At 36.9% G+C, this 13,077-nt stretch carries 12 protein-coding genes; 6 read left to right on the top strand and 6 right to left on the bottom strand.

Annotated elements, in window-relative coordinates; translation table 11 throughout:
- Positions 1 to 196: 196 nt before the first annotated feature.
- The 3 genes from ACH2CJ_RS03150 to ACH2CJ_RS03140 form a co-directional block, all read right to left on the bottom strand.
- Positions 197 to 895 carry a DUF1080 domain-containing protein gene (locus tag ACH2CJ_RS03150; protein WP_394990655.1) on the bottom strand — a complete coding sequence of 233 codons (699 nt, stop codon included), beginning with the start codon at positions 893 to 895 and terminating at the stop codon, positions 197 to 199.
- Between the two features lie 221 nt (positions 896 to 1,116).
- Positions 1,117 to 2,169, bottom strand: a complete 1,053-nt coding sequence (locus tag ACH2CJ_RS03145) for a sugar phosphate isomerase/epimerase family protein (RefSeq protein ID WP_394990653.1) — start codon at positions 2,167 to 2,169, stop codon at positions 1,117 to 1,119.
- Between the two features lie 93 nt (positions 2,170 to 2,262).
- The gene (locus tag ACH2CJ_RS03140) at positions 2,263 to 3,417 is read right to left on the bottom strand and encodes a Gfo/Idh/MocA family protein (RefSeq protein ID WP_394990651.1); all 1,155 of its coding nucleotides are present in this window, start codon (positions 3,415 to 3,417) and stop codon (positions 2,263 to 2,265) included.
- A 223-nt stretch (positions 3,418 to 3,640) separates the two neighbouring features.
- On the opposite strand from ACH2CJ_RS03140, the gene ACH2CJ_RS03135 reads away from it, so the two are divergent.
- The 3 genes from ACH2CJ_RS03135 (at position 3,641) to ACH2CJ_RS03125 (ending at position 7,575) form a co-directional block, all read left to right on the top strand.
- A complete protein-coding gene (locus tag ACH2CJ_RS03135; protein ID WP_394990650.1) occupies positions 3,641 to 4,993 on the top strand; it encodes an MFS transporter in 1,353 nt (450 codons plus the stop codon).
- Positions 4,994 to 5,091: 98 nt separating this feature from the next.
- Positions 5,092 to 6,159, top strand: coding sequence for a mevalonate kinase (locus ACH2CJ_RS03130; protein WP_394990648.1), 1,068 nt, complete (start codon positions 5,092 to 5,094; stop codon positions 6,157 to 6,159).
- Between the two features lie 54 nt (positions 6,160 to 6,213).
- Complete coding sequence (locus ACH2CJ_RS03125; RefSeq protein ID WP_394990646.1) at positions 6,214 to 7,575, top strand: M20/M25/M40 family metallo-hydrolase; 1,362 nt, start codon at positions 6,214 to 6,216, stop codon at positions 7,573 to 7,575.
- Between the two features lie 25 nt (positions 7,576 to 7,600).
- Here the strand turns inward: ACH2CJ_RS03125 and ACH2CJ_RS03120 are convergent, their stop codons facing one another.
- The 3 genes from ACH2CJ_RS03120 to ACH2CJ_RS03110 form a co-directional block, all read right to left on the bottom strand.
- Positions 7,601 to 8,386, bottom strand: a complete 786-nt coding sequence (locus ACH2CJ_RS03120; protein WP_394990644.1) for a TIGR02757 family protein — start codon at positions 8,384 to 8,386, stop codon at positions 7,601 to 7,603.
- A gap of 88 nt (positions 8,387 to 8,474) precedes the next feature.
- Positions 8,475 to 8,621: a hypothetical protein gene (locus tag ACH2CJ_RS03115; protein WP_394990643.1), complete on the bottom strand. Its 147-nt coding sequence runs from the start codon at positions 8,619 to 8,621 to the stop codon at positions 8,475 to 8,477.
- 49 nt (positions 8,622 to 8,670) lie between these two features.
- Positions 8,671 to 9,750, bottom strand: coding sequence for a LysM peptidoglycan-binding domain-containing protein (locus tag ACH2CJ_RS03110; protein ID WP_394990642.1), 1,080 nt, complete (start codon positions 9,748 to 9,750; stop codon positions 8,671 to 8,673).
- A gap of 206 nt (positions 9,751 to 9,956) precedes the next feature.
- Here ACH2CJ_RS03110 and kdsB point away from each other — a divergent pair, with 206 nt between their 5' ends.
- The 3 genes from kdsB to ACH2CJ_RS03095 all read left to right on the top strand — a co-directional run.
- On the top strand, positions 9,957 to 10,697 hold the full coding sequence (kdsB, locus tag ACH2CJ_RS03105) for a 3-deoxy-manno-octulosonate cytidylyltransferase (protein WP_394990640.1): 741 nt from the start codon (positions 9,957 to 9,959) through the stop codon (positions 10,695 to 10,697).
- 208 nt (positions 10,698 to 10,905) lie between these two features.
- Positions 10,906 to 12,468: a PglZ domain-containing protein gene (locus tag ACH2CJ_RS03100; RefSeq protein WP_394990639.1), complete on the top strand. Its 1,563-nt coding sequence runs from the start codon at positions 10,906 to 10,908 to the stop codon at positions 12,466 to 12,468.
- Positions 12,469 to 12,616: 148 nt separating this feature from the next.
- Positions 12,617 to 13,077 (top strand): hypothetical protein (locus ACH2CJ_RS03095; protein WP_394990637.1); only part of this gene is annotated, 461 nt, incomplete at its 3' end.

Raw genomic sequence — 13,077 nt, 5'->3', positions numbered from 1 at the left:
ATAAATTTGTGTAAACCTATTTCAGGACAAGACAAAATCTATCAGGGTGCTAAATTTAGATATTTAGGTGTGCAATAATAGGGGAGGTTAAATGATGCTATTCGATATTTTTTCTTTGAGAAAAAGTTAAGTCTATAAAAAAAGCATCTACCTTTTTTGAAGAGGTAGATGCTTTGGTTTTTTTAGAGAAATATTCCTATAATTCTTTTATGCGAATTTTTTTGAACGAAACTGGATTTCCATGGTCTTGTAAACCAATATGTCCTTTCGGATATTTACCGAACCCTTCCCAACCTTTAAATTTACTATTGGCAACCATATCTTCCCAAACTGCTCCTTCGGTCTTGTACGATACTGCTTTTACTCCATTTTGCCAAACAGTTACTTCGCCTTTATCTTTCATTATTTTTACATGATTCCATTCGCCCGCAGGTTTTGAAACTGATGCTGAGGGAATCATATCATATAACGAACCCGACTTGCGATTGCCATTTTTTCCTGCTTTTGCATCTGGGTGACGCTCATTGTCAAGTACCTGAATTTCGGGACTTGTCAAATATGGAACTTTGTATTTAGCTTCTTCATGAACACCATAAAAAATACCACTATTACCACCCTCTGAGATTTTCCAGTCAAGTTCCAATACAAAATTTTCATATTCTTTGTCCGAAATAAGGTCATCTGATTGTGAGTTACCCTTGCCTTTTGGTACATAGGTTATTGCACCATCTACGATTGCCCATTTGTCTGACATTGGCTGTCCAGCTTTATTATAAACATGCCAATTTGTAAACGTTTTTCCATCAGTTAGCTTTACCCATTTACCTTTCTTTTGGGCATAGCTTGCAGAGGCAAATAATAAACTAAGAACGAGAATTTTTGAGATTATTTTCATTGTAAGATTGAGGTTGAAATTAAATGATTTTGTAGAGATGTAACACCTTTACGTTAGTTATTGATAATAATTGATATAAATATTGTAAGATTTATCACAAGTGTTTTTGTAATAATAGACAAAATTATTATTATTTTCTTCAAATAATAGCCACAATTCGCAATAACAGACGTAAAGGTGTTACGTCTCTACCAATTGACATAATAACGAGATAAAAACTATCAAATTCCTAAGGTTCTGCGATTTACATTTTCGTCAGCACCCGTAGCTGCAAAATCATCAAAAGCACGAGTTGCCACTTCAATAATATGGTTTTTGATGAATGGAGCTCCTTCAGCAGCACCTTGTTCTGATGATTTCACGCAACATTCCCACTCCAAAACTGCCCAAGAATCATAATCATATTGAGAAAGTTTTGAGAAAATTCCTTTGAAATCCACCTGACCATCGCCCAATGAGCGGAAACGTCCTGCACGATTTGCCCAACCAGCGTAGCCACTATAAACACCTTGTTTGCCCGAAGGATTAAACTCAGCATCTTTTACGTGGAAAGCCTTAATTCTATCGTGGTATAAATCTATAAATGCCAGATAATCAAGGCATTGTAATACAAAATGACTTGGGTCGTAGTTGATACAAGCACGAGAATGCCCTTGCAAATAATCTACAAACATCTCGAAAGTTGTACCATCATACAAATCTTCACCTGGATGCAGTTCGTAGCAATAATCTACGCCACATTCGTCATAATAATTCAAAATAGGTTTCCAACGACGAGCCAATTCTTTAAATGCTGTTTCTATCAAACCACTCGGGCGTTGCGGCCAAGGGTACAAAAAAGGCCAAGCCAATGCCCCCGAAAACCCAACTGAAGTTTTTAATCCAAGGTTTTGTGAAGCCTTAGCTGCCCAACGTAATTGTTGTTCTGCCCATACCCTGCGTTCTGGTTCATTTCCATGAACTTCGGCTGGTGCAAAAGCATCATACATGGCATTATAGGTTGGATGCGAAGCTATCAATTGCCCTTGAAGGTGAGTCGATAACTCGGTGATTTCTAAGCCTTTGTCTTTCAATTTGCCTTTTAGTTCATCGCAATAAGTTTTACTTTCGGCTGCTTTTTGTAGGTCAATCACGCGTGAATCCCACGCATTGAGTTGCAGACCTTTATAGCCCAAACCTGCCATATAGTCGGCAATGGTATCTAACGAATTGAATGGTGCTTCATCGCCCATAAATTGAGCAAGAAATATTGCTGGTCCTTTGATTGTTTTCATACCCCTAACCCCTAAAGGGAGATTTTGATTTTTTATAGTGAAAAACTTTGATTAATTATTTTTACCCTTAAATTTAAAAATATTTTTTTAAAACTACCCTTTAGAGGTTAGGGATATCCACTTATCGCTACTCTTCCCAGAAGCTATAACCGTTTCCACAAACTGCATGCCTCTAATTCCGTCTTCTATTGTTGGAAAATCGAGGTCGAGTGCAGTTGGCTCTTCACCGTTCATTCTTTTACGAACTGTTCGTGCAAAGTTTTTGTAAATATTGGCAAATGCTTCTAAATAGCCTTCTGGATGCCCTGCTGGAAGCCGAATGCTGGCTTTAGCTTCTTCACACAACTCACCTACCGATGGGCGATAAGTTTTTGAAAAAGTTTGCGTTCGATGATAAAGCGAGTTAGGCTCCATCTGAAACCATTGTAAACTACCCAATTCGCCCGAAATTCTGATATTCAAATTATTTTCATCACCATTACAAATTTGGCTGCAATGCAAAATTCCTTTTGCTCCATTATCAAAGCGAAGTAAAATATTTGCATCATCGTCAAGCAAACGTCCCTCTACAAACGTACTAACATCGGCACACATTTCGGTAATTTTTAAGCCTGTTATGTATTCTGCTAAGTTTTCGGCGTGTGTACCAATGTCGCCAACTGCACCCGCAATGCCCGAACGTGCAGGGTCGGTTCGCCATTCGGCTTGCTTATAACCTTTCTTTTCTTCCAAAAATGACAGCCAGCCTTGCGGATATTCTACAACTACTTTGCGAATTTTGCCCAAAGCCCCACTTTGCACTAAATGACGGGCTTGTTTCACCATTGGATAACCTGTGTAGTTATGAGTAAGAGCAAAAGTTAAGCCTGTTTTTTCTACAAGTGTCTTCAATTCTTCTGCTTCCGCAAGCGTAAATGTTACGGGTTTATCGCAAATAACATGAAAACCATTTTCTAATGCCATTTTTGCAGGAGCAAAGTGCATATGATTGGGTGTAACAATTGAAATCGCATCCATGCGGTCTTCACGGAGATTTTCTTTTTGAATCATTTCGGTGAAATCGCCATAACAACGGTCAGATGAGATCATCAAATCTTCACCCGATGCTTTTGATTTTTCAGGGGTTGAACTAAATGCCCCACATACTAATTCGATTTCGCCATCAATGGCAGCAGCAGTACGATGAACGGCACCAATAAATGCCCCTCGTCCACCACCCACCATTCCTATTCTGATTTTACGAGCCATAGTTTGATTTAATGATTAATGTTTAATGTTGAATAAATCGGGCAAGTATGCCGACTTTGTGCCTTTGTGTCTTCGTGGCTAATTAATTTGCTAACTATTTTCCTCCAAATTTCTGAAAAAGTGTCGAACCAACAATTAAAAATGAAATTTTCTTTTGGAAAAATTATAATTAACCTATTTTTACACTTCAATCTATTCAAAACCCTCAAACCTCTTTAATAATATGGTCAATCAAAATCGTCTTTTTCTTGGTAGTTGCTTTGCACTTATCACAACTGCCTTTTCATTTAGTATTCGAGCAGGAATTTTACCACAATTAGCTACTGACTTTAATTTATCGGCCGAACAACTTGGATTTATCAATTCAATGTGGTTTTTGGGTTTCCCAATCGCCATGATTATTGGCGGACTTGTTTACCATACTGTTGGACCTAAAAAAATCATGATGATTGCCTTCGCATGTCATGCTTTGGGTATTCTTTTAACAATTTATTCTGGAGGTTACACTGGTCTTTTAATTTCAACTTTTTTGATTGGAATTGGTAATGGCTGTACAGAAGCGGCTTGTAATCCAATGATTGCTGATGCATATTCTGGTTCACAAATGAGCAAAATGTTAAACCGCTTTCACATGTGGTTTCCTGGCGGAATCGTGGTAGGTAGCTTATTGTCAAAATTTATGACTGATGCTAATTTAGGATGGCAACCACAAATCTGGTTGATTTTGATTCCAACCTTAATCTATGCTTATTTGTTTTGGGGACAAGAGTTTCCAAAATCAAATAGTAGTGTTGGAACTGAGGTAAACGCTTCGCTCAAAAAAGCAATGCCATTATTTATTGTTTCAGCAGTTTTAACTCTTGTTCCTTATTTAAGTGGTATTTTAGGATATACTAACTTTTTTACTGAATATAGCCAATATTTTTATTACGGAGGTTTGATATTAGCTCTAATTGGTGTTTATTTATCATTTGGAGTTCTATACTTATTCATGTTCAGTTGCATGGCACTTACAGCAATTTCGGAGTTTGGTCCACAACAATGGACAGGCTTAATTATGAGTAAATCAGGTGCAAGCCCTATGCTTATTTTAGCATTAGTAACTGGCCTAATGGCAGTAATTAGATATTTTGCAGGACCAATTGTTGAAAAGTTTGACCAAACTGGTGTTTTGTTAGGTTCGGCAGTTTTGGCAACTATTGGCGTATATTTGTTTAGTACACAAACAGGGCCGATGGTTTATGTATCTGCTATTTTCTTTGCTTGTGGAGTAGCTCTTTTTTGGCCCAATATGATTGGTTTCATTGCCGAAAAAGTGCCTTTGAGTGGTGCATTAGGAATGTCGATTTTGGGTGGCGTTGGTATGTTTTCAACCTCAATTTTCCAGCCAATTATTGGTCGTTGGATTGATTCTGACAAAGCAGAACAAACTGCACTTGGAAAAGTAGGCGATGAAATGGAATTGGCTGCTGGACAAGCAACCCTAAGTACAATGACTATTTTTCCTGCAATATTAGTTGTAGCTTTTCTTATTCTCTTTTTCTGGCAAAAAAATAATAAACCAGCACAAGCATAATATTTTAAGATTTTTCAGAAAAAGCCTTGTTAATCCATTTTGACAAGGCTTTTTTATTATTTTTACGAGTTCTCTTATCAACAACTATATAAACCCGAATGCTAACCATTTCAACCCCTGGAAGAATTTGTCTTTTTGGCGAACACCAAGATTACCTTGGCTTACCAGTTATTGCAGCAGCCATTTCTCGCCGAGTCGAAATGACAGGAGAGCATCGTACCGACAAGCAAATCATTATTCATTTACCTGATATTAAGTCTAAACTGACAATGGAAGTTTCGGAGAAAAGAATGACTTATGAGCAGAAAAGAGATTATTTTAGAAGTGGCTATAATATATTGATAGATAAGGGTTTAACTTTCTCGAAAGGCTTGGAATGTACTGTTCGAGGGAATATTCCAATTAATTCGGGGACTTCGAGTTCGTCGGCATTATTGGTAACTTGGATACATTTTTTGTCTAAAATGGCGGATATTCCAAGAGATTTTTCAGCAAAGGAATTAGGTGAAATGGCATTTCAAGCAGAAATTGTTGAATTTGATGAGCCAGGTGGCATGATGGATCATCTTTCTACGGCAATCGGCAAAGTAGTTTATCTCGAATTTGACCCAAAAACAACTGCTGAAGCTCTTCAGCCCAATCTTGGAGCATTTGTTTTGGCTGATTCGTGCGAACCAAAAGATACAATTGGCGTATTAAAACGAGCAAAATTCGACCGTTTGTCATTGATTGATAAAATTAGACTTCATCTTCCAACTTTCTCATTACATGATTTTGATTCAAGCGAGAAAGAAAATTTACAAGTCATTTTAAACGAAGACGAGTATACTTTATTGGTCGGAACACTTCGTAACCGAGATATTTTGCGAGAAGCCTTGCAACTTTTCAAAACAAATGAAATGACTGATGAGGTTTTAGGGAAATTATTACTCGAACACCACAGTATTTTGCGAGATGTGCTACAAATTTCAACTCCAAAAATAGAAAGAATGCTTACCGCCGCAATGGATGCAGGTGCTTTAGGAGGAAAAATAAACGGCTCGGGTGGAGGAGGATGTATGTTTGTGTATGCTCCAAAAAATGCCAAAGAAGTTGCCGAAGCTATCGAAAAAGTTGGTGGTAAAAGTTATATCATCGAAATTGACAAAGGCACATATTTTGCGTAAGATGGGTTTGTATCCCGTTTATTTAAAACACTTCAAATTCAAACTAAAAAAAACATGAAAAAATACTTTATTTACTTACTTTTCTTCTCATTTTCTGCTTTTTCTCAAGAAAGCGACTCAGTAGTTATCAAGAAAATCTTTGATGCCGTTTTATCCAAAGGTGAGGCTTATAAAACACTTACTTATCTAACCAAAAGTATTGGGCCAAGACTAAGTGGCTCAGATGGAGCTGCTAAAGCAGTGCAATACACAAAAAAAACAATGGAAGGCTATCAATTCGACAAGGTTTTCTTGCAAGATGTAATGGTGCCACATTGGGTTCGTGGGAAAAAAGAAGAGGCTTATATTGAAAGTGGTAAGCAAAAAATAAAAGTACCAATTGTAGCTTTGGGGGGCTCTGTTGCTACGCCAATTGCTGGAATTAAGGCAGAAATAATTGAAGTAAAAAGTTTTGAAGAACTAAAAACCCTCGGTACTGAAAAAGTAAAAGGAAAGATAGTATTATTTAATCGCCCGATGGATGCTACCAAAACAAATACTTTTGCAGCGTATGCAGGAGCAAACAATCAACGGGGCGGAGGGGCGTCGGAAGCTGCAAAATATGGTGCAGTAGGAGCAATCGTTCGCTCATTGACAACCTTGCAAGACGATAATCCACACACGGGTGGAATGCGTTACGCTACTGGAGTTCCGATGATTCCGACGGCGGCAATTAGCACCAATGGAGCAAATTTATTAAGTAAAATACTTCAAGAAAATCCAAAAACACAGTTTTATTTTAAACAAAATTGCGAAACTTTGCCCGATGCACCTTCTCATAATGTAGTGGGTGAAATTAAAGGAAGTGAAAAGCCAGACGAAATCATTGTGGTGGGCGGACACCTCGACTCGTGGGATTTGGCAGAAGGTGCTCAAGATGATGGTGCTGGTTGTGTGCAGTCAATCGAAGTTTTGCGGGTTTTGAAAGCCTTGGGGATTAAACCGAAACGCACCATTCGGGCAGTAATGTTTATGAATGAGGAAAATGGTCTTCGTGGCGGTACAAAGTATGCCGATTTGGCGAAGCAAAACAACGAAAAACACATTGCAGCCATAGAATCGGATAATGGCGGATTTACACCAAGAGGTTTTGGAATGGTTGGAACAGACGCACAAATTGCTAAAATCACTGTCTATAAAAAGTTACTTGCCGAGTATGGATTGAATGAAATTGGCAGAGGAAGTGGCGGTGCAGATATTGGGCCATTAGGTCAGCAAGGTACTTTATTGATAGGATTCAAACCAGATTCGCAACGATATTTCGATTTTCATCATGCTCAAACCGATAAATTGGAGGCAGTAAACGAAAGAGAACTAAATCTTGGTGCTGCATCAATGGCAGCTTTGATTTATTTGATTGATAAATATGGTTTATAATGCTTTAAACCTTGCAGGTTTTTTGTTAGAGATAGCCTTCCACGCCAAGCCCAAACAAGGCAAAATCATATTTTACAGGGTCGTTTGGGTCGAGTTGCTTTAGGTTTTGAGTCAATTCTACGGCAGTTTGCCAATCAACTTTTGGACGAGTAATCAATCCTAATTTTCGGGCAACACGCTCAACATGAACATCGCAGGGACAAACCAGCTGCGATGTTTTTATTTTGTTCCAAATTCCAAAATCAACACCTTTATTGTCTTTTCTGACCATCCAACGCAAAAACATATTGATACGTTTGCATGAAGAATTTCGGGCAGGCGTAGCCACATGTTTGTGTGTACGAACTGGGTAATCATCCAAACTAAAAAATATTTGCTGAAAATTTTGTAAACCGACTTTAATATTTTGATCATGCGGAACGCCGCCCGCAACTGTTAAGCCTACAAGAAAAGCATTTTCTAAAGAATCGTTTTTAGCATAAAAATCTTTGAAAAACTCAATAAAATAAAGCGTATCGGTAGCGTTGAAAGTACGGTGTTTGAAGGCAAGAAATCGTTTGAGGTCAGAATCTTGGTGATTTTTGATGAAATCGAATGGAGCATTATCCATCAAACCGATTAGCTCATTGCATTTATTAATAATTGTTTTACGTTGTCCCCAAGCGAGTGTTGCAGCGATAAAACCTGTAATTTCGATGTCTTGTTTTTTGCTAAATTGGTGCGGAATACTAATAGGGTCGTGCGGAATAAAATTGGGTTGATTAAACAACTCGTATTTTTCATTGAGCAAATCAACAACTAATTGGGACATTTAAAGTAATTAAAATTTAACGGATAACGGATTTTTAATCCTTTTTTTCTCGACCATAACGGATTACGAAATCCGTTGTATTTATAGTCTATTTTATCTTCTTCAATAAAAAAACCAAAGCATTTGAAATCCATGAAAAAACAGCCAAAATCGCTGTAAATAGAAAACCAAAGACAGTAATAAAAGGATATAAAATGGCGAAAACAACCGTCCAGATTTTTGATTTAGTCTGCATAGACTTTTTTTGATAAATGATTTGATTGATAAAAAAGTAAAACTATCGACTAATTACTTACACTATAACTTAATTCGGCTCTGATTCGTTTGTCTCGGGGAGCTAATTTTTCAAATGCTTTTGGTGAAACTTTGATGATTACATCGCCCGAACTGCTTAATTTTCCAATTACTTTTACCCAAACACTTTGCCCATTGGCTTGATTGGCAACTTTTATAAGTGTACCCACGGGAGCAGTACGGTGTAGAGCCAAAAATTTGTTAGTTGTTGCACCAGCATCAATCACTTCGGCAATGCCCTGCTCTGAAAATTTCTTCCCACCAGGTGCATTTGGCACAGGTGCTTGAGGCTTATTAGTTACAGGTTTATGGATAATTGTTGTACTTTTTTCTTTACCAACATCACCTGCAGGAGCTTGTATCTGTACAGGTTTTGGTTTTAAAGTATCTTTTTTGACTGTTTTTGCTACAAAATTTACGGGTTTTTCTACAATTAATACCTGATTGATGCGTAGAGCGTCAGTTTTAAGATTATTCCACTCTCTAAGTTGCCAAGCTTTCAAACCATAACTTTTGGCAATAGCAAAAAGATTTTCGCCAGACATAACTACATGGTTTTTACCTTTAAGAGGTATTTTTGCAGGAACAACTTTTTTAGGTAAATCTTTCTTTGTTAAGATGGTTTTTGAACTATCAACTGGGTCTGTGGGCAACGGTTGTTTTTGTTCAGTTGGTTCGGTTTCTTTAGGTGTTGCTTCAGGAACATCAACTATTTCAATGCCATTTTGATCTACTGTTCCTTTGGGGCGAGTTTCGGTTGGAGTAGCAGAAATAATTTCTACAACCCTTGGGCGTGGAATACTCTTGGTTTTGCCTTTGATAGGTACTTCAATTACTTGATCAGCACCGATAATATCGCCTTTCTTGAAACTGGTGTTTGCCTCGAAAAAGTCTTTTTCGGAACAGTTATATCGCTTCAAAATTGAGTAAAGCGTTTCGCCTTGCTCAACCTTATGTTGAACAAAGGTTTTTCCATTTTTTTTCTCAATTCCAAGAGAATCAAGAGGTGTACTGAAAGCGTTTGTCAGGAAAAGCACAAAAACTGCCGTTAGGCAAAAATATCTTAACATATTTTAATCAAAAGATTGTGATGAATGCAAAATAGTAATAGCTATATGCTTTGGTCTGGGAGTTTTCATACAAAAAAATATAGAGTCTTTTGCCTAAAACCTATCACTAAACAACAAAATTCATGCAAATTTAATGATTCTGCGACAGATTAACGTATATATTTTTTTTTTCGTGTAAATTCGCCCAATCAACAGCAACAAAACCCATGAAAATTCTTGGAATTATTCCAGCAAGATTCGCTTCGAGTCGCTTTCCAGGCAAGCCATTGGCCGATATTGGGGGCAAAAGTATGATTCAGCGAGTGTATGAACAGGCACTTAAAGCAAAAAACCTTCACAAAGTTGTAGTTGCCACCGACGACGCTCGAATATTGAGCCATGTACTTTCATTTGGAGGTGATGCAGTAATGACTTCCGAAAACCATCCGAGTGGTACTGATCGCTGTTTTGAGGCTTTTCAGAAATCTGGTGGAGGGAGTAAGTATGATTATGTAATCAATATTCAGGGTGATGAACCTTTCATTGAGCCTGAGATTATTGACCAATTAACCATGCTTCTTGATTTTAAAACGGAGGTTGCAACTGCCGTAAAAAAAATCAAAGATTATAAAACACTTTTCGACCCAAATGTGGTAAAAGCAGTACTTACTATGCGAAAACAGTGCTTGTATTTTAGTCGACAAACTGTTCCATATGTGCGTGGCTACGAACCAGAAACATGGCTCGACCATGCCGATTTTTATAAGCATATTGGTATTTATGCTTACCGAAGTGATGTTTTGGAGCAAATTTCACACATACCAACATCTCCTCTAGAAAATACCGAAAAACTGGAACAATTGAGGTGGTTAGGTTATGGGTATAAAGTTTATGCGATTGTAACGGAATATGAAAGTTTTGGCGTGGACACAGTAGAAGATTTAGAAGAATTGAATAAGAATATATAGTTTATTCTGATAGATTTTGCTTAGATCAGCTGTTAGGTATTTGGATAATATTTGTATAAATAAATGAGCATAAATCATTGATATCTAATGATTTATGGCAAATAATTATTCATTGTAAAATTCTTCATTTACAAAAAAAGCAACAAACCCCCCTTTCATCCGTTTAGATGTAAGATATTCAAAACTTACCAAACAAAACTCAATTATTATGCGATATAACATCCTCTGGGCCGACGACGAAATTGATTTATTGAAACCATACATAATTTTTTTACAAGCCAAAGGCTACGACGTTACGCCAGTGCCGAGTGGAGCTGATGCTCTTGATAAGGTCGAAACAGAGAGATTTGATGTTGTATTTTTGGACGAAATGATGCCAGGAATGACAGGTTTAGAAACACTTTCAAAAATTAAGGTTTTGAAGCCAAACTTGCCAGTTGTCATGATTACGAAGTCGGAAGAAGAACGAATAATGGAAGATGCCATTGGCTCTCAAATTGCCGATTATTTGATAAAACCCATCAATCCGAACCAAATTTTGTTGTCGGTAAAGAAGATTTTGGACAATAAACGCCTTATTTCTGAAAAAACGAATTTGGGCTATCAACAAGATTTTCGTAACCTTGCAATGCAATATAATGATAGAATTGGGCATGAAGAATGGTCGGAAATCTATAAAAAATTAATATTTTGGGAGTTACAACTCGACAAGTCGGACGATAAGAGCATGGAAGAGGTTTTTTCGATGCAAAAAGCTGAGGCAAATTCAAATTTCTGCAAATTTGTTGAAGAAAACTATGAAGATTGGCTGTCAGACCCCAAAGCCGATAAGCCCATTCTTTCACATCAGGTAATGAAAACCAAAGTATTTCCTTTGGTTAAAAACGATTCTCCACTTTTCTTTGTATTAATTGATAATCTTCGTTATGACCAATGGAAAGTTATAGAAGAGGTAATTACTGAATATTTTAATGTTGAAGAAGAAAGTAATTATTATGCTATTTTACCAACAGCTACTTCTTATGCCCGCAATGCTATTTTTTCGGGAATGATGCCCTCGGATATGGCGAAATATCACGCCGATATTTGGGTAAATGACGAAGGGGAAAACGAAGATGCGTTGAACAACCACGAAGCCGATTTCTTGAAACGTCAAATTGATAAAAGTCGCTTAAATATCAGTTTTTCGTATAATAAGATTTTAAATACAAATCAAGGTAAAAACTTGGTTGATAATTTCAATAATTTATTGAAAAATCAGTTGAACGTTATCGTCTATAATTTTGTAGATATGCTTTCGCATGCACGAACGGAAATGGGCATGATAAAAGAACTTGCTCCCGATGAATCTGCCTATCGATCGATTACAAAATCTTGGCTGGAACATTCACCTTTATTAGATTTATTGAAGAAAATAGCTGAGAAAAAGGGGCGTTTGGTCATTACAACCGACCATGGAATGATTAAAGTGAAACATCCAAAACGTATTGTAGGTGATAGAAATGTGAATACAAACTTGCGTTATAAACAAGGAAAGAACCTTAATCTCGACGACAAAGCTGACCATATTTTGGTAGTAAGAAAACCCGAAACATTTATGCTTCCAAAGCCAAATATTTCGACAGCCTATTTCTTTACCATGGAAGATTATTTCTTTGCATACCCAAATAATTATAACCATTATGTGAGTCATTACCGTGATACTTTTCAGCATGGAGGTGTTTCTATTGAAGAGATGATTGTTCCGTTTGTTTATTTGACTGCGAAGTAGATTTTTAGGGTTTAAAAAATAGATTTTAGGAGTTAGTTTTGATTTTTTAAATGTTAATTATTACAAAAAATATAAGGCATAAGTACCTGAGTATATTTAGTTTATATTTAACTACTTACAGCCTATTACTTATAGCTAAAGGCTTAGTATGAAAAGAATTATAATCTTGTTTTTATTGGCTAATTTGTTCATTATCAATGTGTTTGCTCAAGAAAAAACGCCAAAATATCTCGAAGACCAGTACTCGTGGTATGTTTCACTCAATCTTGGAAATGCGGTTGGAAAATACCAAACCTTATTAAAAGAGGCTAACAATGCAGGAACAAAAGGTGGTTTGGTATTGGGAGGATTGATGAATCCATATAAAAGGAAAAGAGCTTCAACTGTATTTTATGGGGCAGAAATTGGCTTTCAGTCCGATGGGAGAGATGATGTTACTTTAAATGCTCGGGGCAACTTTTATGTATCAAATAATTCCTTTTGGCTCAATGGGGTAGCTCGTTATCGCCCGATTTTGTGGGGTTCAAAATTAAACCCTTTTGCCGATGCTTTTTTTGGAGCAAAATTGATAAAAACCAATGTGGTAGAGCAGATTAGTCAAGATGAAAC

The sequence above is a fragment of the Emticicia sp. genome (assembly GCF_043780375.1).
Taxonomy (GTDB): Bacteria; Bacteroidota; Bacteroidia; order Cytophagales; family Spirosomataceae; genus Emticicia.
The sequence above is the reverse complement of the archived record's forward strand: the minus strand, read 5'-3'. Positions and strand labels throughout refer to the sequence as shown.

Excerpts from the sequence above, each read along its gene's own strand:
- ACH2CJ_RS03150 (WP_394990655.1), bottom strand. The coding sequence starts at position 895 with ATGAAAATAATCTCAAAAATTCTCGTTCTTAGTTTATTATTTGCCTCT.
- ACH2CJ_RS03125 (WP_394990646.1), top strand. The coding sequence starts at position 6,214 with ATGAAAAAATACTTTATTTACTTACTTTTCTTCTCATTTTCTGCTTTT.
- ACH2CJ_RS03145 (WP_394990653.1), bottom strand. The coding sequence starts at position 2,169 with ATGAAAACAATCAAAGGACCAGCAATATTTCTTGCTCAATTTATGGGC.
- kdsB (WP_394990640.1), top strand. The coding sequence starts at position 9,957 with ATGAAAATTCTTGGAATTATTCCAGCAAGATTCGCTTCGAGTCGCTTT.
- ACH2CJ_RS03135 (WP_394990650.1), top strand. The coding sequence starts at position 3,641 with ATGGTCAATCAAAATCGTCTTTTTCTTGGTAGTTGCTTTGCACTTATC.
- ACH2CJ_RS03130 (WP_394990648.1), top strand. The coding sequence starts at position 5,092 with ATGCTAACCATTTCAACCCCTGGAAGAATTTGTCTTTTTGGCGAACAC.
- ACH2CJ_RS03110 (WP_394990642.1), bottom strand. The coding sequence starts at position 9,750 with ATGTTAAGATATTTTTGCCTAACGGCAGTTTTTGTGCTTTTCCTGACA.
- ACH2CJ_RS03100 (WP_394990639.1), top strand. The coding sequence starts at position 10,906 with ATGCGATATAACATCCTCTGGGCCGACGACGAAATTGATTTATTGAAA.
- ACH2CJ_RS03140 (WP_394990651.1), bottom strand. The coding sequence starts at position 3,417 with ATGGCTCGTAAAATCAGAATAGGAATGGTGGGTGGTGGACGAGGGGCA.
- ACH2CJ_RS03120 (WP_394990644.1), bottom strand. The coding sequence starts at position 8,386 with ATGTCCCAATTAGTTGTTGATTTGCTCAATGAAAAATACGAGTTGTTT.
- ACH2CJ_RS03115 (WP_394990643.1), bottom strand. The coding sequence starts at position 8,621 with ATGCAGACTAAATCAAAAATCTGGACGGTTGTTTTCGCCATTTTATAT.